Below are 18,127 nucleotides of genomic sequence, written 5' to 3' on the forward strand. Positions count from 1 at the left end.
AAACTCATAGTTTATCCTTGAATTTCCTTATACTTCTTGATTAAGTCGGAAACAAAGAGCCATGCAACAAAGATTAGTTCAATAACTCCTAGAAGGCTTGCCTGAGGATAGAGCCCCTTAACAATAAAAAATAACATAATTCCAATTGAAGATATAAGAAATGACGCAAAGAAAGCGGATCTAGGGACTATGATATTAGCGATCTTAACGTAGTCGCTAAGTATGACTTTTTCAACAACATATCCATCTGCCTTCTCTCTGACTAAACCTTGCTCTTCTAGCTTCTTAAGATGATAATATACCAATGATGCAGAACTGACCTTAAGATCTCTCTGGATTTTTTTTATTCCTACAGGGTCTTTCTGCTTAAGCAGGTAAAAGTAAATCTTACGTCTAACTTCATTAGTGTAAATCCCTTCCATATACATATACAATACTAACATAAGATAAAATACTTGTCTTAAAAGCAGCCGTTTCAAAAGAAAGTCCTTTGGATTAAGTATAAAAGCGATTATACACGGATAATTTTTTGTGAGAACGTTAGTAATGGTATTAGCTGGGATAGCTTTTGCCGTTTTTGTTGGTTTTGCTGTACTTGTTATGTATCCACAAAATTTTCAACTTACTTCTCGACATAGCGTTATTCCATATACACAAAATTTAAACATAAATCACATGATTTATGGGAATAATAATCCTTATCAAGAAATTAACATAAAAAGCGTTCCAGCTTATATTGAATTTGAGAACGGCAATAATTATACCTTTGCGTTTAACACTACTTTTTTATTATCAACAGCTGACGTGGAGTATACTGTAGGTGGTTTTGTAAGTTTCTCACAGCTTAATGATACACTGTTTAATAATATCTCAAGTGTAATGTTTAAAATAGTTCCAAATCAAAATATAGTAAATAGTGGAAACTCTAAGGTTACGTTTAAGATAATTGTCTCATCGTATAACGCTTCAATAATCATTCCCTCAAGCCAATATTTCAGTTTAAGCGGAACATCAATATATGAAAAAAATAACAACATATATGTTTATTTTACATTACAACTTTATGGAGTAAATAAAAATTCAATTCTAGAAATTCCAATTGGAGTTAATGGAAACATAGAGTTTGTAAAGATAATTGTTGAATGATCAGACGGGAATTATTTCTTCACTTCTCTGCCTTCATCGAGTTCATCACAGGTTTAATTCCTTTAACGTATAATATATTGATGAGTCAGCCATAATATTTTCTTCCAGAGGTTTTCTGCACGACCCTACATCAATTCCTCTGTAACGAAGGGCTATTTTTACCCCACATGGATAATCAGTTAAGGAGGTAGAGTCGGACAACATATCTGCCATCATTTGGAATTTATAGGCTTCCTCATAATTCCTTTCCTTAACGTTTTTATATATATTTGACATGACTTCTGGAGCGTAGTTAGATACAGCTGAAACTACTCCGTCAGCACCGTACATTAGGCTAATCATTGCGTAGTGGTCATTTCCGACAAAAACCTCAAATTCCTTTTTTATTCTCTTAGTCTCTTTCAAGTACTTAATGAATGACTCAAAGTCTTGGGTTGTGTACTTTATGCCTTGAATTATGCCTTCATCGATTAATTTAATAATTACGTCGAGGTTTACATTATAACCTACAAGAGAAGGAATATTGTATATATATACTTTTTCACTAAACTTAGATATTCCATCGAAGAAAGTTATCAACCCTTTCTCATTTGGTTTATGATATATAGGAGGAGTGCTAAAGATTGACTTTACTCCTATGTCAGCGTATTCCTTAGCTAATTTTATAGCGTTAACTAATGAGTTCTCACTGACTCCTGCTATAATTTCTTTTGAGAGTTCAGAGAATTTCTTGGTAACGCTTACTTTTTCTTCAATGGTCAGCATGTTGAACTCCCCAGTTGTACCCAAAACCCAGAAACCGTCAACTCCCCTACTTGTATTGAACGAAGAAAGAACTGTGAGAGGATCTAATCTAATTTCGCCGTTTTTCCCGAACGGAGTTACAACCGACGTTATAATGCCTTTCATATCAAATAACCTAAGCTAATACGTTTTAACTTTATGGGATTTAAGTGATGTTATACCGCGCAGAAATGAAACTATGAGAGAACGTCTCCTAGGATATATACTTGAGTGAGATGTTTAGTAGTAAGTTACGGACAGAACTTAAGGCTTTAATAGATGTGGGTTAAAGGTTGATAGGTAAGCGAACACTGGTACAAATATCTTCCTAAGAAAGTATGGGTTTTCCCATATCCTTGGTCTTTAATAGGACTTTTAAGGTTATGAGAGGTTATCTCGTTAATTGGGCGATCGAAATGACGGTAACAGAACGTGGTGAAGCCCAAGGGTTATACGGATATGACAATAACTGTCCGAAAAACTCTAATCCCCTTGCGATCTTTACTACCATTTTCATACAATGTAGTGCTACGCTTTAACCAGTTCTAAACATTAATGAGTACCTCCTCTAAATCTTGATATTTATAAAATTAAATTTCTATATAGTTAAAATCTTGAGATATACTTTAATAATTCTTTCTCGTAGAGAGTTCCTACGATCTTGCTTTCATCATCTACAACTGCAATGATAGGTACTCTAGTTTCCTCAAATTTCCTAAGCGCTGTCCTTATCTTTTCTTTTTTATTTATTCTAGGTAAGTCTCTTAAAATCAAATCACAAGCAGTCAATTTCTCATAGAGCGAAGGTTCTATTTCCAATAGATCTTCAACGGACACATACCCTATTGGACTCATCTCATTATTGACAATTACAATTGCAGTTAAATCATTTTCATTTATTTTACGGATAATCTCTCTTAAACTTTCGTTGCATGTAGAGAAAACGAGACTAAGATTTCCAAGAGCGTTCTCTAGAAACGCTTTTCTTTCCTTCTTTACATGATAACCAGATTTTACCTTAAATAGAACAGGTATTATAAGTGCTTGTAAAGAAATTGCTAATGCCGAAATTGAGTAATTTATAGAATCAATGTACCCCAGGGTTAAAGCACTTATTAAGAGTGAAGCATCTACGCCACCCTTAACTGATGTTCCTAAACCATTTACAGTTTTTTCTACATTTATTATTTTAGCTGATAAGTAGCCTGAAAGAAATTTTGTTATGAATATCGCTGAAAAAAGGATCAATCCTATCTCTAAAATTTCATAATTTATCTTGGCGAAATAAAGTCCTATGCTTACAAAAAACAAAGGTTCAAACAAACCATACGTTATTCCCTTGAGCTTTATTAAGAGATCTGTCCGCTCCTTCAAATAATCCCTCAACAGATAGCCTAAGAATAAAGATGCTATTGCTGAATTAAATCCAACAATCTCTGCAATAAAACCAACTAATAATATGGAAAAGATTACAGTAGCTAATTCTATTTCTCTAGTATTTATGTTTTCTTCTATTTTATCTAGGATTTTTGCAAATTTTGATCCTAGAACGGCCAAGAAGATAAATAATCCAATTACTCCAACAATCATTAAAGGAAGTCGTTGAATAGGAGAGGAGAAGATAGAAAAAAGAATTACTGAGGCTATTTCAACAAGCGTCCCCTGATAGAAGATTGTCTCTCCTAATTCCGATTTAGATATACCTAAATCAGTTAATAGTCTAGTTAAAGGTCCTACACTGGTCATTACTAATGGAACAGAAAGAATCAATGGATTGCTTATGTCAAGGTACAACAGTAGATAAATTATTATAATTAAAGGTATAGTTAGCTGTATAATACTAGATATCATTAATTTTTTTCTAAATTCTATTTTTCCACCTATTTCTTCAGCTCCAGCGATGAAAAGGAGGAAAATTATTCCTAGAGATGTAAAGAAAGATATAATCGGGTTAATTCTAATTATGTCGAGTACGCCTCCACCTAGAATAATACCAATAAATATTGGACCGAGGAAAGGTATCAATCCTATCCTTGAAAATCCCTCTTCAGCTAATTTAGCAGCTATTAGAAGAACTCCTATGTAGAGCAAGCTTATTATTAAAATATTCATGCAAAGGCTTATTTCTTCATAGGTTATATTAAATTTGATGAAGTACTCTTATAGAGAGCTTCAGTACTTAATAGTAATAAAGAAACTTAATGACGGAAACAAACCTGCGAAGTTGACTGAAGTAGCTAGAGATGTTAGTGTCACTGCTTCTAGTGCCTTTGAGGAAATAAAACACCTTTCCGATAAAGGATTGATAAAAAAGGAAGGTCAAAAAATATGGATCACCGATGAAGGAAAGGATTACATAAATAAGGCAATAAGGGCTCACAGAGTTGTGGAATCCTTTCTAGTAAAGCTAGGAATGGACAAGGATGAGGCATGTAATTATTCCAGACAATTTGATCTTTTGGTTCCTGAAGAAATAGTCGAGAAACTTTACAGCTTTCTAGGTAAACCAAATAATTGCCCTCATGGTGAGGGAATACCATAATTCCTTTATTCGTTTTTTCAATCGAAACTTTTTAAAGTATAAAGTAAAGACAAGTTATTTATGACTATAGTAATAGAAGTAACGGCTATACAATACATATTAGCAGTAATATCTGGAGTAGCAGTAGGTTTTAGCTTAGGTCTAATAGGAGGGGGTGGTTCAATACTTGCCGTTCCTCTTCTGCTATATTTTGTAGGTCTAGCTACAGTTCCTCCTCAATATGCAACGAATCCAACATTAGCAAGACAATATTTGGACCTGGTAGATCACGTTGCATTAGGTACTACCGCTTTAGCTGTTGGATTAAATGCATATATTAACAGTTATATGCATTTTAGAAAAGGAAATGTAAAGTTAATGGAGGGAATATTCTTTACGATTCCAGGTATTGTAGGTGCTATAGTTGGAGGGATAGTTAGCCATATTACTCCGGGTCAGGCCCTTCTCTTCTTCTTCGGAATTTTGATGATCGCAGTAGCTTTATTAATGCTCAGACCACAAAAACAGCCACAACCAGGAACCTCAATTTCTCGTCCAATTAGTATATCTATTGGAAAATTAAAGATATCAGATATATCAATTCAGAAAATAATACCTGCTGGGTTTATCGTCGGATTTGCCTCTGGTTACTTTGGAATAGGTGGGGGTTTCCTAATAGTTCCGGGCCTACTTTTTAGCACTGGTCTTTGCATGATAAAAGCTGTTGGTACATCCCTCTTATCTGTAGGAACTTTTGGAATTACTTCGGCTGCAGTTTACGCATATTATGGTTATGTTCTTCCATTACTTAGCATAGCTTATTTAGTGGGAGGGATAGGAGGAGGTTATGCCGGTTCTGCTATAGCTTCTAAAATGCCAAGAGGTCTGCTTAGAAAGATTTTCGCTATAATTATAATAGTAACTGCTATATATATAATGTTTGAAAGCTATAAGGGATTATTTCTGATCTTCCATTAGGCTATTGTAAGTTAATTCAATTTTTTTGGATAGAATTTTTATACAATCGTTTACGCTTTTCATAAGGGATTCTGAATCTTGTTCCTTTAGAGATTTTTCTAAGGAACTAGTACAAGGATTTAGTTCCTTATCTTTTGAATATCTTCTCATGAATTCAGCCACTTCATTTCCTACCCAACTGTAAATTGTATTTCCCTTCCTTTCTTCAACGTGGAGCTTTACCTTTTCAAGAGACGTTTTTGCAAGAATCAAGTCTTGCATTTCAATAAACTTTTTTGAGATTGTCATTTGGAAAAATCTTTATATCATGAATTAAAGCTTTGTGTATGGCATGGAAAAAAGGAGGTTCTGTTAAGGACTATTACCTTTATGTTGTTATCTTTGCTGTAATTCTTTCCATTATTGTTCTTCCTTTGGGAAAACTAGCTCCCCTTGATGAGCCTAGAGTTTATGCATACGACGGTCACTATTATGATCTAGGAATACCTGTTGGTATATCGTTTTCGGCTTTTATTCTATTAATGATATTCATAATTTCTGGGATAATTTTTTGGGGGACAGGTAATATCTGGTATAATGTAATTATAGATTCTTCAGCATTAGCTTTTATATTTATGAATTATCTAAATTATTATATAATATGGGAAGTATTCAAACCTCACATAACATTTTTCCCATTTTTAGTTGAAATAATATATAATAACTCGAAGGCTTTACAAGTAGATATGGGTCAAATAGTGCTAGTTATATTTTTATATAGACTCTACAAAAACATAAAGAAGCCCCGTCCCCTATCTGGAGCGGACAAACAATAAAGCGTGAATGAGGTTTCCACAGCAGGACGGGGTACATGATGACGCCGACATAATCTGAATAGTGAAGGCAGGGTCGATAAACTGATACCCTTTATATTTTTCCCTTAAGAGAATTAAGAATAAGGAAGTTTTTAAATTCCTAAAGAAAAAGAGGGAGGGCAAGTTCACTTAGATGCTACGTATATATTATTTACCACTTGCAATCTATAGTAGTTTACTCTAAAAACAGTAGAGAATTGAGAAATAATATTAAGGAATATTAAGACTTTACTAATCCCTTGAAAGGTTAAGGAATATGAACTATACCGACTTGAAGGTCTGGGCTTCCTACTTTCTCGTCAACCTTTGGCTTGACCAAGGTAGAGGGCCAACTCCACAGGATCTGAGGTGACTCTCAGCCAGCACGAGACAAAACGTTAATGGAATCAACTAAATCGCTGCTTGCGAAGTAACCACAACCTTCGCAGACAAAAAGCTCTCTGCGAAAGAGGAATTTCACTTTTGACCTAGCTATAACGTGGACAAGCCCTTGAAGTATATGCGGGACTAACCAATTTCACCTCTTTCCCATTCTCCATCTGTCAAGCGAATATCTCCCCATCTCGTAGAAACCGACGTCAGTAAGTGAAGGTAAAAGAGACTAACAGAACGTGAAACGAGTTACTTAAATTTTTATATATCCTCCATAGCCAACATGTCGTAGTTCTTGGCGAGATACTTCCCTGTCTTAAAGTATAAGTCACGACGGAAATTAGGTCTATCTGTCTTAAATCTGCCTTGTTTAATCCTTTCCATACCGTTCATAAAAGTAAATTGCCTCCACGAGTAACGTGTTATACATCTCACGCGCAAACTAGCGGGGTTTTTTAACGCCCCTAATGTTTTTCTTTTCGCATAAGATCTTAACCGGAGTACTTCCGTGGATATAACATTATTATTTGGCGTCAATTTATCCATTCTCTTGAGAGAAGGGTATTCTTGATCCATTCTCATAAAAACTTTGAGAAGGTAAGGTTTAAGATAATTAACGTAACATGCACTTCAAGAAATTGTCTACGTTATGTGTAGCAACCGTAAGCGACTTTCATTTGCGAGAAGTTGGTTACATCACTGACCGTGGACTTGTTTTTCCTAAACATCTCATTCTGGTTAGATACCTCCTCAGATCGGGAGTTTCCTCACTTTGGTAAGTCCAAGAATTTACTGCTAAGTAAAAGCCTAACGAAAGGCTGGAGTAGTTCACTTATAAACTGGATAGTAAGAATAGAAAACTGTGGAAATAGATGATATAGCAAGGGAAGTAGAATCGTGCAGAAAGTGTAAACTTAGTATATCCAGGATAAGAGCGGTTCCAGGTGAAGGTAATCCTAGAGCTAGAGTAATGTTAATAGGTGAAGCGCCAGGAGCTAATGAGGATAAAGAGGGAAGACCGTTTGTTGGAGCTGCTGGAAAATTTCTGACGCAATTATTAGCTTCTATTGGTCTGTCAAGAGACATGGTGTTTATAACAAATTTAGTTAAATGTAGACCTCCAGAGAATAGAGATCCAGAGAAAGACGAGATCTCAGCCTGTTCTCAATATTTAGAGAGACAAATTCTTTCTATCAAACCTGAGATAATAGTTACACTAGGAAGACATTCCACAACCTATATGATGGCTAAGCTTGGAATCTCTCCCAAGACAATAAATTCTGTAAGAGGAAAATTCTACTTTATTTCTTCCTACAATTGCTACGTTTTTCCTACATTTCACCCTGCAGCGGCGTTATATAATCCATCTCTCAGAAAGGAATTAGAAGAGGATTTCAAGAAGCTAGGAGAAAGAATTAACTCTAAAAAGGTAACGCTAGATACCTTCATGGTAGGTAATGGATCTGGGAATAAAGGAAAAGAAGGTAGTGGTGACAGCATCAAGTAAAGGTATAGGTTTCGCTATAGCTAAAAGGTTTCTGGAAGAGGGTTCGATAGTTGTAATCTCATCCCACGACGAAAAAAATCTGCAGAAAGCATACGAAAAATTAAAGGAATACGGTAATGTAAAAAAGGAAATAGCCGATCTTTCAAATCCTAATAGCGTTAAAAACTTAATAAGGAAATCCGTTGATATTATGGGCGGATTGGACGTCTTAGTTTACGTTACAGGAAGTCCAAAACCTGGAGATTTACTGAGCCTAAAGGATGAGGACTGGAGTTATGCCTTTAATCTTTTGCTTATGAGTGCCGTTGTGGCAGTAAGGGAAGCAGGAAACGTGATGGGGAGAGGAGGAAGAATAATACTTTCAACCTCTATGACGTTAAGACAACCTATAGATAATTTGGACTTGTCCAATGTAGTTAGGCTTTCTCTAGCTGGTTTAGTAAAGTCTGCTTCGAGGGAGTTTGCCTCTAAAGGTATTCTAGTTAATGGTGTAATGCCAGGTTGGATTTTTACTGATAGAGTAAAACAATTAGTTAAGGATAGATCGTTAAGAGAAAATAAGAGTGAAGAAGAAGTTCTTCAAGATATAACGAAGGATATTCCTCTAGGGAGGATTGGACAACCTGAAGAATTGGCAAATGTCGTTCTTTTCTTAGCTTCTTCACTATCAACTTATATTACTGGTTCATTAATCCCTGTAGACGGTGGTGTTATAAAGGCAATATTTTAAAAGAGATCGGCTGATAATACCCCCTTTTTTCTTTACTTAGAGAAAGAACGTGAATAATTTGGTCAATTGTTAAATTAGTATCTCTCCAATCTTGTGGTCAGTGAGTACTATTGAGATTGACCGAGTTTTACACTAATAACTTTAGGAGTCTTAGTGAGATTAACGTAAAGGAGCTTGGGGGTCTTAACCTTATAGTTGGGTTTAACGGATATGGTAAGACAAACTTTCTCTCAGCAATTTATCTCCTTATTAAGAATTTGTCAGCTGGAATCGAGAAAAGAACTGTAGATGATAGGAACCAAGAATTGATGTTACTTTGGCAAGGCTACGATACATCAAAAGAGATAATCTTAGGAGGCAAATTTGTTTTCTCCGAAAAGGAAGTATTGAAAATTATAGGAAAGTCTAAGGATATGGAGGTAGAGGTTAGAAACAGACTAAAATATGAAAGGGGGGAAGTGAATTGGAACTTAGATTTGTTAAAAGTTAATGGTAGTGTTCCAATGAAGGACGATATAGAGGACGTAAGAAAACTCTTTGATTCGGCATCTTCCCAAGTAGAGTATGTTCCAATATTTGATCAAAATTACTTTGATGATGTAATGAAGAGAATAGTAGAAATAAGCAGATCTCCGATAAATTTGAGGAAATATTGGTATGACTTTGTAAATTTAGTTAGCGCAACAATACCTGAAATAAAAGGCCTAGAAATTTGGGATGGAGGAAAGTTAGTTCTAAACGTGTATAATTTACCAATATATATCGATTTAGCTGCAAGCGGGTTCCAGAGAGTCATCCTGATGTTATTCGTAATATGGTTAAGTGGAAATAAAATACTTCTCCTAGAAGAACCGGAAGTTAATATGCATCCAACATTACAATATAAGTTAATAAAGCTCTTAAGGAGTTGGACTGATAACGGTTTACTTCAAGTTTTTATGACTACACATTCTCCCTTCATAGTCTCTAGTCCAGTAGATAATTACATTGTTTTAAAGAGAAATACGGAGTTTTCGACAGCTATGAATGTTAAACTAGATGAGGATACTTTAAGTCTATTAAGTATATTGAAGGTTAATCTTAGTGATCTTCTCTTCACTAAACATGTGATATTAACTAGTGATGCTTTTGAACCAGAGGCCTTAAATAATCTATTAAGAAAATTAGGAATAAGTGTTGAATATAGTGGAATATATATTAATTCAATAAACAATGACCTAGAGCTTCAAGCATGGCAGAAATTAAGAGAAATGCTGAAACTTGATGTAACATTCATGGGTCTTTGCGATAAAGTTGATATAAAGGAACAATGTATACCAATTTCCAGAGAGATGGAAGCGTATTATAGTAAATCTGGGATTATTGAAGCGCTTAGAAGATTAAACATATTTCCAGATGAGAAAGAACTTAGAGACTTAGGAAAAGATGAAAATATGAGGTGGATTTCAAACATTCTTAGGAAGAGGGGTTTGGATTACCTTCAGCTAAGAGGTTCCATAGGAGATATAGTAACAAGAGTTGACTCGGTAGAGTTACCAAAGGAAGTAGAGCTTTTGGCGAATAAAATTAAATCTTTACAAGCATATAATTAATTATGCAAGGTCTTATAGAGCTAGGTATTCTTTTAGTCTTCTTTGGATTCATGATTGTTTTTCTAGGCGTAATTTATGAAGCATTCAGAAATAGAGGAGAAAAAGAAGGAGAGGAAAGAAAGACTGAAGCAGGAGGAATAATTTTGATCGGTCCGATACCTATTATCTTCGGTAGCTCAAAAAAGATAGAAAAATGGATGGTTATTATTGCTTTGATTATTGTGATTATAATGGTTTTGTTTTATGCTATCCAATTTATATGAGACCTCTTGTTTTCATTGCCTTTACTACTCTTTCAACAGCAACAATCATTGCAGCACTTCTTAAATCCTGATCTCCTAGTTTGTTATACTTTGAATACATTTCGTTAAATGCCCTTTCCATTCTATTGAGAATTAGTTTCTTTGCTTCTTCCTCCTCTATTATTTCTCCCATTTTATTATTTGCCCACTCAACATAGCTACCAACAACTCCTCCAGAATTAGCTAGAATATCCGGAACAACTGGAATTCCTCTTTCTCTAAGTATTGAGTCAGCATCAGCTGTTAATGGACCATTAGCCCCTTCAACTATTAACTTTGCCTTAACTTTGGGCGCGTTAAACTTATTTATTACGTTCTCTAAGGCCCCGGGAATTAAAATGTCACATTCGCTTACTAAAAGCTCATCATTGCTGACTTGTTTTCCAGGGTAATTTATAACGCTCCCTGTTGCTCTCTTTAATTCTAGTGCTTTGTCTACATTTATACCTTCGTAATTTAATACTCCTCCCTTAGAGTCGCTAATTCCTACAACTTTAGCTCCCATTTCAGATAGGAACTTGGCGGTATATGTAGAAAGATTCCCAAAACCTTGAATAATAATTTTCTTTTCTTCTACACCATCCATGAATTTTTCTGAGGCTAATTTAGTAACGTGAGCAACACCTAAGCCCGTACTATATTCTCTAACTGAAAGTCCTCCCAACTCAATTGGCTTTCCTGTAAATGCTCCAGGATCGATTTTTCCTGAGACTTTGTTGTATTCATCTAGGAACCAAGCCATAATTTGTGAATCAGTATTTACATCAGGGGCTGGAATATCTATGTCGCTTCCTATGTATTTATAAAGTGCATCTATAAAGTTTCGTGAAAGCATTTCTATTTCCGTCCTAGTTAGCATCTTTGGATCTATTCTTATTCCCGCTTTCCCACCACCATACGGAAGTTGAAGTAAAGAATTCTTCCAAGTCATTATCATGGAGAGAGCAATAACTTCGTCCTGTGTTACGTTTGGGTGATATCTAACTCCGCCTTTATAGGGACCTAAAGCTGAGTTATGTTGCGATCTCCATCCAGTAAACGTCTTTATTTTTCCATCATTGCTTTGGACTTGGATCTTAACTTGAATTACCCTTTCGGGCGTAGCTAAGGCTTCTAGTTGATCTGCGTGGAGACCTAGAATATCTCCAACCTTATATAATTTTTTTACTTGTTGCGTATATAAATTTGAGGATAAAACTTCCTCTACTGTCATGATAAAGAGATCGTTCTTTCTAAATTTAAAATCTTTCTGATAACTTACTTAAATTGTTAAAAAAGAATTATCATCTCTTGTGCAGAACAACTAATACAACAACAATAGCTAACGTTAATATTATTGTAATAATTAATGAGAGCGATGGAGCTATCGCTTTGTAAGGTAAAGTTGTAACATAAGGAATTTCCGTATTATTATGATCTGAGTAAAGGAAGTAATCGGGATATGTCATATTGGGAGAAATGTACTTATGTCCAATGTAGAGTATTTCTTGAGAAATTGAAGAGCTTGTTCCGTTTTTAGTTTCCTCTAATTCCTTTATGAGAGTAAAGTTAGCAAAATAAATTTTTATGATTTTTGTTCCAGAAATATTTTGATAAACCATTGTAGTATAATTCTTTCCAAAAGCATTAATTTCTCTATTACCTACGAAGCTAAAGATCTTACTATTCCAAATTATATGAGAAGAATTCATATAAGTTATCGAGTCTTCTAAAGAAGTTAAATTTCCAATATTTAGAGTAAAACTTGTTCCACTGAATCCTTGACCTAATGATAGAGGGGCTCCAGCTATAAAGTAAAAGTAATTGTTTTCCTCCATCGCAACTATTCCATTAGAGAAAACAATTGGGTAAGTCTGTTGGATATAACCAGCAGGCTCAAGAGTGCCGGACTGAGGCGATAAGTAGTAATAAGCGTAAAGATAGGGTTCTCTTATTAGATCAGTGTAAATGTTTACATTATTTAGCCTTAGGTAAGAGATGTTTGACAGAGATGAAAGGGAAAAGGATATTGTCAACCCCTTAAAACTTTCATTAAACTTAGCTAGGGGACCTTGGTTAATTAAGTAAATATAGTGAGAACCAGAGGATATGTTTTCGTATTCATATTCAGTGTAATTAGTGTTATCAATTTTTGCTGACAATTCTTTGATAAACTTTAGTGTTATACTAGTAGTTGAGCTATTTTTTACTGCATTTAAAGTATACGTAGAATTAAAGAGAAATCCAGGATAAATGTATGGATAGTTTAATGATGCAATGTCTAATACAAGATTGACTTTATGATATCCTGGTTTAATTAATGTGAAATTAGTAATATTTCCTGAAATCCTTGATAGGGAAACATTAACGTTTGCTATTCCATTTGTTGTATTAATTACTTTGTAAGTTAGGGTATAATTAGCTATTGGAGCCTCAACAGTCTTATTTCCAGAGTGAGTGATATTATAGGCTATAACGCTATACTGCAGAGAAGAAAAATATGGAATACTTGATATTGTTCCAGAAGCAACAGTAGGAGGAGAGGATGGTAGGGCTAAGACTGACATGGATATGCTCAACGCAAGTAGAATGAACAATAGTGATTTTGCCATACTACTCAAGGATTAATATTTCTTAATAACTTTATTCATATTATGCAGGTTCCTAGAATTGCAGTAGGAGGAGTAATAATTCAAGGAGAAAAGATTCTCATGGTTAAAAGAAGTAAATCTCCTAATAAAGGAAATTGGGCAATACCCGGAGGAAAAGTTGAGTATGGTGAGACAGTCTTTGATGCACTGCGAAGAGAGATGATGGAGGAAACAGGTCTTAATGTTATACCGGAAAAACTGATGGCGGTTGTTGAGATAATTAAGGAAGGATTTCATTATGTAATTTTAGATTTTATCTGTAGTATTAAGGGAGGAGAATTAAGGGCTTCGTCTGATGCTCTTGACGCAAAGTTTATTGATTTAAACGAGATAAAAGACGAATGTACTTCTCCAACAACTTTAGATATGCTGAAAAAGTATTATAATGGAGAACCTTTACCACTTTTTATTACTGAAATCTCCAAGTAGTTTTATCCTTTGAGTCTAGAAGTTTTATTCCAGATTCTTCTAATATTTTCCTGATTTGATCGGATAAATCATACATTTTTCTGGATCTAAGTAAATCTCTGACTTCAATTACCTTATCAATTACTTTATCCACTTTTTCCATAGTAAATCCCATCTCTTCATCCATTACGCCAAATACTTCATTAAACTTAGAAAAACCGTCTAAAGCAAGTGATGCGCCTAGAAAATCTCTAGACGATTGAAGTTTAGAAAATACAATTCCGGCTAATTCATGGATGTAGGCTAAAGCGGAAGAGGTGTCGAAGTCATTCTCTAATGAATTGAAAAAACCGTTAATCTTATCTATTATCTCTCTTTGAGTAGCAATTTCATCATCAGAAGAGTAGCTTTTTGGTTCTTCATCAAGTATACTCCTAAGAATAGAAACCGCATCCTTAAGTCTTTGCAAGGATCTCGAGCTTTGTTCGATTATATCTTCGCTGAAGTTTATTGGAGATCTATAATTTGAAGAGAGGAACCAGTACCTTAAGTTTTCTGTTCCATACTTTTTTATAGCCTCATTTAAAGGTATTATGTTTTTAAGGGATTTAGCCATTTTTTCGCCTTTTATGTTAAGGAAAGCCACGTGAATCCAGTAATTTACCCATTTTTTCCCGGTTAACGATTCACTCTGAGCTCTTTCGTTTTCATGGTGAGGAAATATTAAGTCCATCCCTCCTCCATGTATGTCAAATTGCTCTCCGAGATATCTAGTAGACATAGTTGAACACTCAATATGCCATCCCGGCCTTCCATTTCCCCATGGAGACTCCCAATACGGTTCTCCAGGTTTCATTCCTTTCCAGAGAGCGAAGTCAAACGGATGCTTCTTCTCTTTTAGAAACTCCTCCCCTTGATTCCACTGATCCATCTTTGTGCTAGAAAGTTCTCCATATTTTGGATAAGTAGTTACATCAAAGTAAACGCTACCGCTTTCTGCGGTATATGCATGACCTTTATCTATAAGAGATTGAATGAACTGTATTATCTCTTTTATGTGAGAGGACACTCTAGGATGAAAATCAATCTTTACTTTAAGGGCTTTTAGATTTTCTAAGTAATCTTTAGAGTAAATGTCAACAATTTCCTGCCATGGCTTTCCAGTTTCATTTGCCTTATTTATTATTTTATCATCAATATCTGTAATATTCTGTACTCTTATTACGTTAAATCCCTTAAGACGTAAAAATCTAGTGATCGCATCAAATGCGACAAATGTTCTTCCATGACCTAGATGTACATAATCATAAACTGTAGGTCCACAAACGTACATCTTTACAGTGTTTTTATCCAGTGGGACAAATTCCTCCAATTTTCTTCCGAAGGAATTATAAATCCTCATGAGATGAGAATGAACCTTCCGGCTTAAATTCTAATTGGTTTGGATAATTAACTGGCTTACATGTTGTAAATCTTTGATCCAAGTTCCCTCTTAAAAAATTATGGAAAACTTTTGCTTATTAGGATGAGGATTTATAATTTATTTAATTAAAATAAATCCCCAGAAAGAAAATAGGAAGAATTATAATTTAAATATTTCTGAAGTTTTTTGTCTACATTTTGGTATATTATAAAGTTTTTCTGGGTCTTCTTTTAAGTAGTCTGCAATGTAAAGAGAGGTTAAACCAGCAAGATAAAGAAGAGAGGATACATTCTTTAACTTGGAATTTGAAGGTGTGCTTATAATTTCAGCTCCAATTGCAGACGATGTGACTTCGTCAATTCTTTCGTTACCTATAACAAATCCGACTAGATTTGTTCCATGAACGTATGACTCAACCTCGTTATGATTTACTTCAGGTATCTCACCGTAAAATGCAGGATATTTAGCGTTCTCATTTATCTCCTGTTTAAACCTTATAGCTAAAGGATAATAAGTAGATCCATAAAATACTGGAACTCCTTTCAAAATCTTTGACGACAAAATTTTTGCTTTGTCCATAAATTGGTCTTTAAATTCTATAATGCCTGCTTTCAGTTCTGACAAATTTAACTTCTCATTGCTCTTCTGAGAAAGAAGTTTCATTAGAGGTGTAAAGAGGACGGGAAATGAGTATCTAGTTTGTGTTGAACCTTTTACCTTAATTAGAGAAAAGCCCATTTGTTTAGCCATTTCTTCAATTTTTCCTCCCGATGTTATCGCAATTACTTTTGAACCCTTCTCTATCGAAGCTTTTATGGCTGAAATAGTTTCTGACGTATTTCCAGAATAACTCATAGCTATTACTGTAGTTTTTTCGTCAATCCTTTTTGGAGTACCGTTAATAGCATAGTAGTCAATGTTTAAGTCAAAGATCTCGGCTATTTTGCCTGGGATATAGCTTCCTCCCATTCCAGTAAATATTACTCTTTCAGTCGTTAGTTCTGGAACGCTTATCTTTAATGCGTTCTCAAACATTCCATCCCAGTTAGCATATTCATTACGCATTCTTTATCCCTAGAGTTATGTTTATGGAAGGAGGATTTGAAAGCATAGTTACAGATATACTTTCTAATCCCATTTCCTTAATATTTGCCTTTATTGTAGCTACTACATCTGCTACGATTTCAGATAAACAATCTATCAAATCCTGAACTACAGTGGCTATCTTGGCATTAGCTAGCATGGATATTATATTTGGTTGAAATATGTAGGAATACATTAAATTAGTTCTTTGGATGACTTGAAAGAATAAAATTAAAGCTTCATTGAATTTCTTTTCGTTAACACTCTGCTCAAAAGCGTTAAATAGTTCGTCTTCCTTGTTAACCTGATTTTCAATGAAATCTAAAATATTTTGTTCAGTTACACTTAAGGCATTGCTCCTTAAGTCGCCTATTTCCCTTTTGACAGTTACTAACTTTTCCTTTGTTGCCATGCATTCTCTTAAGCTAAACCAAATATAAAGCCTTAATCTCTAAAGCTATTATGAAAGTTTTAGTTTTAGGAGGAGGAGCTGCTGGAATGAGTAGCTCTTCCAGAGTGAGGAAGTTAAGACCAAATGCAGAAATAGTAGTCTATGAAGAGACAAACATGGTGAGTCACGCTCCATGCGGTGTTCCATATTATGTGGAAGGTCTTTTTAACAATGAGGAACTTTTTATGACTTATACACCTGAGTTTTTTAGGGAAAAGAGAAAGATAGACGTTAGAACAGGTTATTCTGTTGAGGAGATCGATCTAAATTCAAGAGTTGTAAAAGTTAGAAAAAACGCCGAGAAAAAATCGGAGGAATATGACTATCTTATCATAGCCTTAGGAGCAAAGCCTAAAAAGGTTAGGCAAAGTGGAAGCAGGATTTTTTACGCTCATCATCCAGCTCAGGCTAAATCTTTAAGGGATGATCTTTGGGCGCTAAACAAGATAGCGATCATAGGCGGAGGAATACTTGGCGTTGAGATGGCTGAAGCTCTTCACGCCGTTGGGAAGAAAGTTACGCTAATTCAGAGATCTAGTTATGTTCTAAATAAAATGCTTGATAGTGATATGGCACACGTCGTAACAGATGTGATGTCAAAAGAAATTGATTTAAGACTAAATGAAAGAGTTGAGAGCATTGAGGAGGAAGGAAAAGTAATAGTCACTGATAAAGGAAAGTTAGAGGTAGATGGAGTTGTGGTTACAATAGGTGTTGAGCCAAACATTTCCTTACTAAAAGATCAACTGAAAATAGGGAAAACAGGAGCTATATGGGTAGATGAGACTATGAAGACTAATAAAGAGAATGTATATGCAGCTGGGGATAATACGGAAACCCGAAATATAGTAACAGGAAAGCCTACTTGGATGCCCTTCGCTCCAGTTGCCAATAAGATGGGATTTGTAGCAGGTTCAAATATCGGAGGTAAAAGAATGGAGTTTCCTGGTACTGTAGGGACAATGATAACAAAGTACGACAGGCTCTTTATAGGTAAAGTTGGATTAAACGAATCTGAGGCAAAGGAGGCGGGTTTGAAACCATATTCATCTATGATAAAGTCCAAGACTAGGGCAAGGTATTACCCAGAACCCAAAGACATCTACGTTAAGTTAATAGCAGATGAGGATACCTCTACCATTATAGGAGGACAAATAATAGGAGAAGAAGAGGTCTTAGGAAGACTAGACATGTTAGCAGCAATAGTAATGAAAAGATTTACTATAGAAGAGTCGTTTTTCGTTGAGATGGGTTATCTACCAGCAATAGCTACCGTATGGGATCCGGTAATAATTGCCATTAGAGAACTCATGAAAGCTTGATAGTAATACGGCATATTTAAATATT

General features: G+C 34.9%; 20 protein-coding genes. 10 read left to right on the forward strand and 10 right to left on the reverse strand.

Features of this window, described 5'->3' with window-relative positions; translation table 11 throughout:
• Nucleotides 1-11: 11 nt before the first annotated feature.
• Nucleotides 12-479 (reverse strand): winged helix-turn-helix domain-containing protein, encoded by a 468-nt coding sequence (locus tag CM19_RS10920; protein ID WP_235185677.1) that lies wholly within the window; start codon nt 477-479, stop codon nt 12-14.
• Nucleotides 480-531: 52 nt separating this feature from the next.
• Between CM19_RS10920 and CM19_RS10925 the strand changes: the two genes are divergently transcribed.
• Nucleotides 532-1,146 carry a hypothetical protein gene (locus CM19_RS10925; protein WP_048100463.1) on the forward strand — a complete coding sequence of 205 codons (615 nt, stop codon included), beginning with the start codon at nt 532-534 and terminating at the stop codon, nt 1,144-1,146.
• 45 nt (nt 1,147-1,191) lie between these two features.
• On the opposite strand, the gene CM19_RS10930 is transcribed toward CM19_RS10925, so the two are convergent.
• Nucleotides 1,192-2,055: a dihydrodipicolinate synthase family protein gene (locus tag CM19_RS10930; protein ID WP_048100464.1), complete on the reverse strand. Its 864-nt coding sequence runs from the start codon at nt 2,053-2,055 to the stop codon at nt 1,192-1,194.
• Nucleotides 2,056-2,535: 480 nt separating this feature from the next.
• On the reverse strand, nt 2,536-4,041 hold the full coding sequence (locus CM19_RS10940) for a cation:proton antiporter domain-containing protein (protein ID WP_048100466.1): 1,506 nt from the start codon (nt 4,039-4,041) through the stop codon (nt 2,536-2,538).
• Between the two features lie 37 nt (nt 4,042-4,078).
• On the opposite strand from CM19_RS10940, the gene CM19_RS10945 reads away from it, so the two are divergent.
• Nucleotides 4,079-4,471: a metal-dependent transcriptional regulator gene (locus CM19_RS10945; RefSeq protein WP_048100467.1), complete on the forward strand. Its 393-nt coding sequence runs from the start codon at nt 4,079-4,081 to the stop codon at nt 4,469-4,471.
• A gap of 60 nt (nt 4,472-4,531) precedes the next feature.
• A complete protein-coding gene (locus tag CM19_RS10950; RefSeq protein WP_048100468.1) occupies nt 4,532-5,428 on the forward strand; it encodes a sulfite exporter TauE/SafE family protein in 897 nt (298 codons plus the stop codon).
• Here the strand turns inward: CM19_RS10950 and CM19_RS10955 are convergent.
• On the reverse strand, nt 5,408-5,716 hold the full coding sequence (locus tag CM19_RS10955) for a hypothetical protein (protein ID WP_048100469.1): 309 nt from the start codon (nt 5,714-5,716) through the stop codon (nt 5,408-5,410). The two genes, CM19_RS10950 and CM19_RS10955, sit on opposite strands and share 21 nt — an antisense overlap.
• 38 nt (nt 5,717-5,754) lie before the next feature.
• On the opposite strand from CM19_RS10955, the gene CM19_RS10960 reads away from it, so the two are divergent.
• Complete coding sequence (locus CM19_RS10960) at nt 5,755-6,243, forward strand: hypothetical protein (RefSeq protein WP_048100470.1); 489 nt, start codon at nt 5,755-5,757, stop codon at nt 6,241-6,243.
• A 672-nt stretch (nt 6,244-6,915) separates the two neighbouring features.
• Here the strand turns inward: CM19_RS10960 and CM19_RS13420 are convergent.
• Complete coding sequence (locus CM19_RS13420) at nt 6,916-7,047, reverse strand: hypothetical protein (protein WP_268744943.1); 132 nt, start codon at nt 7,045-7,047, stop codon at nt 6,916-6,918.
• A gap of 469 nt (nt 7,048-7,516) precedes the next feature.
• On the opposite strand from CM19_RS13420, the gene udg reads away from it, so the two are divergent.
• The 4 genes from udg (at nt 7,517) to CM19_RS10985 (ending at nt 10,746) form a co-directional block, all read left to right on the forward strand.
• A complete protein-coding gene (gene udg, locus CM19_RS10970) occupies nt 7,517-8,161 on the forward strand; it encodes a type-4 uracil-DNA glycosylase (RefSeq protein WP_048100472.1) in 645 nt (214 codons plus the stop codon).
• Nucleotides 8,112-8,891, forward strand: a complete 780-nt coding sequence (locus CM19_RS10975) for an SDR family oxidoreductase (protein ID WP_048100473.1) — start codon at nt 8,112-8,114, stop codon at nt 8,889-8,891. Before udg ends, CM19_RS10975 begins: the two co-directional genes overlap by 50 nt.
• 110 nt (nt 8,892-9,001) lie before the next feature.
• Nucleotides 9,002-10,483, forward strand: coding sequence for an ATP-dependent nuclease (locus tag CM19_RS10980; RefSeq protein WP_048100474.1), 1,482 nt, complete (start codon nt 9,002-9,004; stop codon nt 10,481-10,483).
• A gap of 2 nt (nt 10,484-10,485) precedes the next feature.
• A complete protein-coding gene (locus CM19_RS10985; RefSeq protein WP_048100475.1) occupies nt 10,486-10,746 on the forward strand; it encodes a TIGR00304 family membrane protein in 261 nt (86 codons plus the stop codon).
• Here the strand turns inward: CM19_RS10985 and CM19_RS10990 are convergent.
• Nucleotides 10,739-11,998 carry a Glu/Leu/Phe/Val family dehydrogenase gene (locus tag CM19_RS10990; RefSeq protein WP_048100476.1) on the reverse strand — a complete coding sequence of 420 codons (1,260 nt, stop codon included), beginning with the start codon at nt 11,996-11,998 and terminating at the stop codon, nt 10,739-10,741. The two genes, CM19_RS10985 and CM19_RS10990, sit on opposite strands and share 8 nt — an antisense overlap.
• A gap of 70 nt (nt 11,999-12,068) precedes the next feature.
• On the reverse strand, nt 12,069-13,376 hold the full coding sequence (locus CM19_RS10995; protein WP_048100477.1) for a hypothetical protein: 1,308 nt from the start codon (nt 13,374-13,376) through the stop codon (nt 12,069-12,071).
• Between the two features lie 42 nt (nt 13,377-13,418).
• Between CM19_RS10995 and CM19_RS11000 the strand changes: the two genes are divergently transcribed.
• Nucleotides 13,419-13,844, forward strand: a complete 426-nt coding sequence (locus tag CM19_RS11000) for an NUDIX hydrolase (RefSeq protein ID WP_048100478.1) — start codon at nt 13,419-13,421, stop codon at nt 13,842-13,844.
• Here CM19_RS11000 and cysS read toward each other — a convergent pair.
• From cysS to CM19_RS11015, 3 genes are all read right to left on the reverse strand, one after another.
• A complete protein-coding gene (gene cysS, locus CM19_RS11005) occupies nt 13,825-15,225 on the reverse strand; it encodes a cysteine--tRNA ligase (protein WP_048100479.1) in 1,401 nt (466 codons plus the stop codon). The genes CM19_RS11000 and cysS overlap by 20 nt on opposite strands.
• Before the next feature lie 180 nt (nt 15,226-15,405).
• Nucleotides 15,406-16,311 (reverse strand): bifunctional phosphoglucose/phosphomannose isomerase, encoded by a 906-nt coding sequence (locus tag CM19_RS11010; protein WP_048100480.1) that lies wholly within the window; start codon nt 16,309-16,311, stop codon nt 15,406-15,408.
• Complete coding sequence (locus tag CM19_RS11015) at nt 16,304-16,741, reverse strand: hypothetical protein (protein WP_048100481.1); 438 nt, start codon at nt 16,739-16,741, stop codon at nt 16,304-16,306. Before CM19_RS11015 ends, CM19_RS11010 begins: the two co-directional genes overlap by 8 nt.
• A 47-nt stretch (nt 16,742-16,788) precedes the next feature.
• Here CM19_RS11015 and CM19_RS11020 point away from each other — a divergent pair, with 47 nt between their 5' ends.
• Nucleotides 16,789-18,102 (forward strand): FAD-dependent oxidoreductase, encoded by a 1,314-nt coding sequence (locus CM19_RS11020; protein WP_048100482.1) that lies wholly within the window; start codon nt 16,789-16,791, stop codon nt 18,100-18,102.
• Nucleotides 18,103-18,127: the final 25 nt, after the last annotated feature.

It is taken from the genome of Candidatus Acidianus copahuensis (genome assembly GCF_000632495.1).
Taxonomy (GTDB): Archaea; Thermoproteota; Thermoprotei_A; order Sulfolobales; family Sulfolobaceae; genus Acidianus; species Acidianus copahuensis.

Excerpts from the sequence above, each read along its gene's own strand:
- CM19_RS10930 (WP_048100464.1), bottom strand. The coding sequence starts at position 2,055 with ATGAAAGGCATTATAACGTCGGTTGTAACTCCGTTCGGGAAAAACGGC.
- CM19_RS10940 (WP_048100466.1), bottom strand. The coding sequence starts at position 4,041 with ATGAATATTTTAATAATAAGCTTGCTCTACATAGGAGTTCTTCTAATA.
- CM19_RS10945 (WP_048100467.1), top strand. The coding sequence starts at position 4,079 with ATGAAGTACTCTTATAGAGAGCTTCAGTACTTAATAGTAATAAAGAAA.
- CM19_RS10950 (WP_048100468.1), top strand. The coding sequence starts at position 4,532 with ATGACTATAGTAATAGAAGTAACGGCTATACAATACATATTAGCAGTA.
- CM19_RS10955 (WP_048100469.1), bottom strand. The coding sequence starts at position 5,716 with ATGACAATCTCAAAAAAGTTTATTGAAATGCAAGACTTGATTCTTGCA.
- CM19_RS10960 (WP_048100470.1), top strand. The coding sequence starts at position 5,755 with ATGGCATGGAAAAAAGGAGGTTCTGTTAAGGACTATTACCTTTATGTT.
- CM19_RS13420 (WP_268744943.1), bottom strand. The coding sequence starts at position 7,047 with ATGAACGGTATGGAAAGGATTAAACAAGGCAGATTTAAGACAGATAGA.
- CM19_RS10975 (WP_048100473.1), top strand. The coding sequence starts at position 8,112 with ATGGATCTGGGAATAAAGGAAAAGAAGGTAGTGGTGACAGCATCAAGT.
- CM19_RS10985 (WP_048100475.1), top strand. The coding sequence starts at position 10,486 with ATGCAAGGTCTTATAGAGCTAGGTATTCTTTTAGTCTTCTTTGGATTC.
- CM19_RS10990 (WP_048100476.1), bottom strand. The coding sequence starts at position 11,998 with ATGACAGTAGAGGAAGTTTTATCCTCAAATTTATATACGCAACAAGTA.
- CM19_RS10995 (WP_048100477.1), bottom strand. The coding sequence starts at position 13,376 with ATGGCAAAATCACTATTGTTCATTCTACTTGCGTTGAGCATATCCATG.
- CM19_RS11000 (WP_048100478.1), top strand. The coding sequence starts at position 13,419 with ATGCAGGTTCCTAGAATTGCAGTAGGAGGAGTAATAATTCAAGGAGAA.
- cysS (WP_048100479.1), bottom strand. The coding sequence starts at position 15,225 with ATGAGGATTTATAATTCCTTCGGAAGAAAATTGGAGGAATTTGTCCCA.
- CM19_RS11010 (WP_048100480.1), bottom strand. The coding sequence starts at position 16,311 with ATGCGTAATGAATATGCTAACTGGGATGGAATGTTTGAGAACGCATTA.
- CM19_RS11015 (WP_048100481.1), bottom strand. The coding sequence starts at position 16,741 with ATGGCAACAAAGGAAAAGTTAGTAACTGTCAAAAGGGAAATAGGCGAC.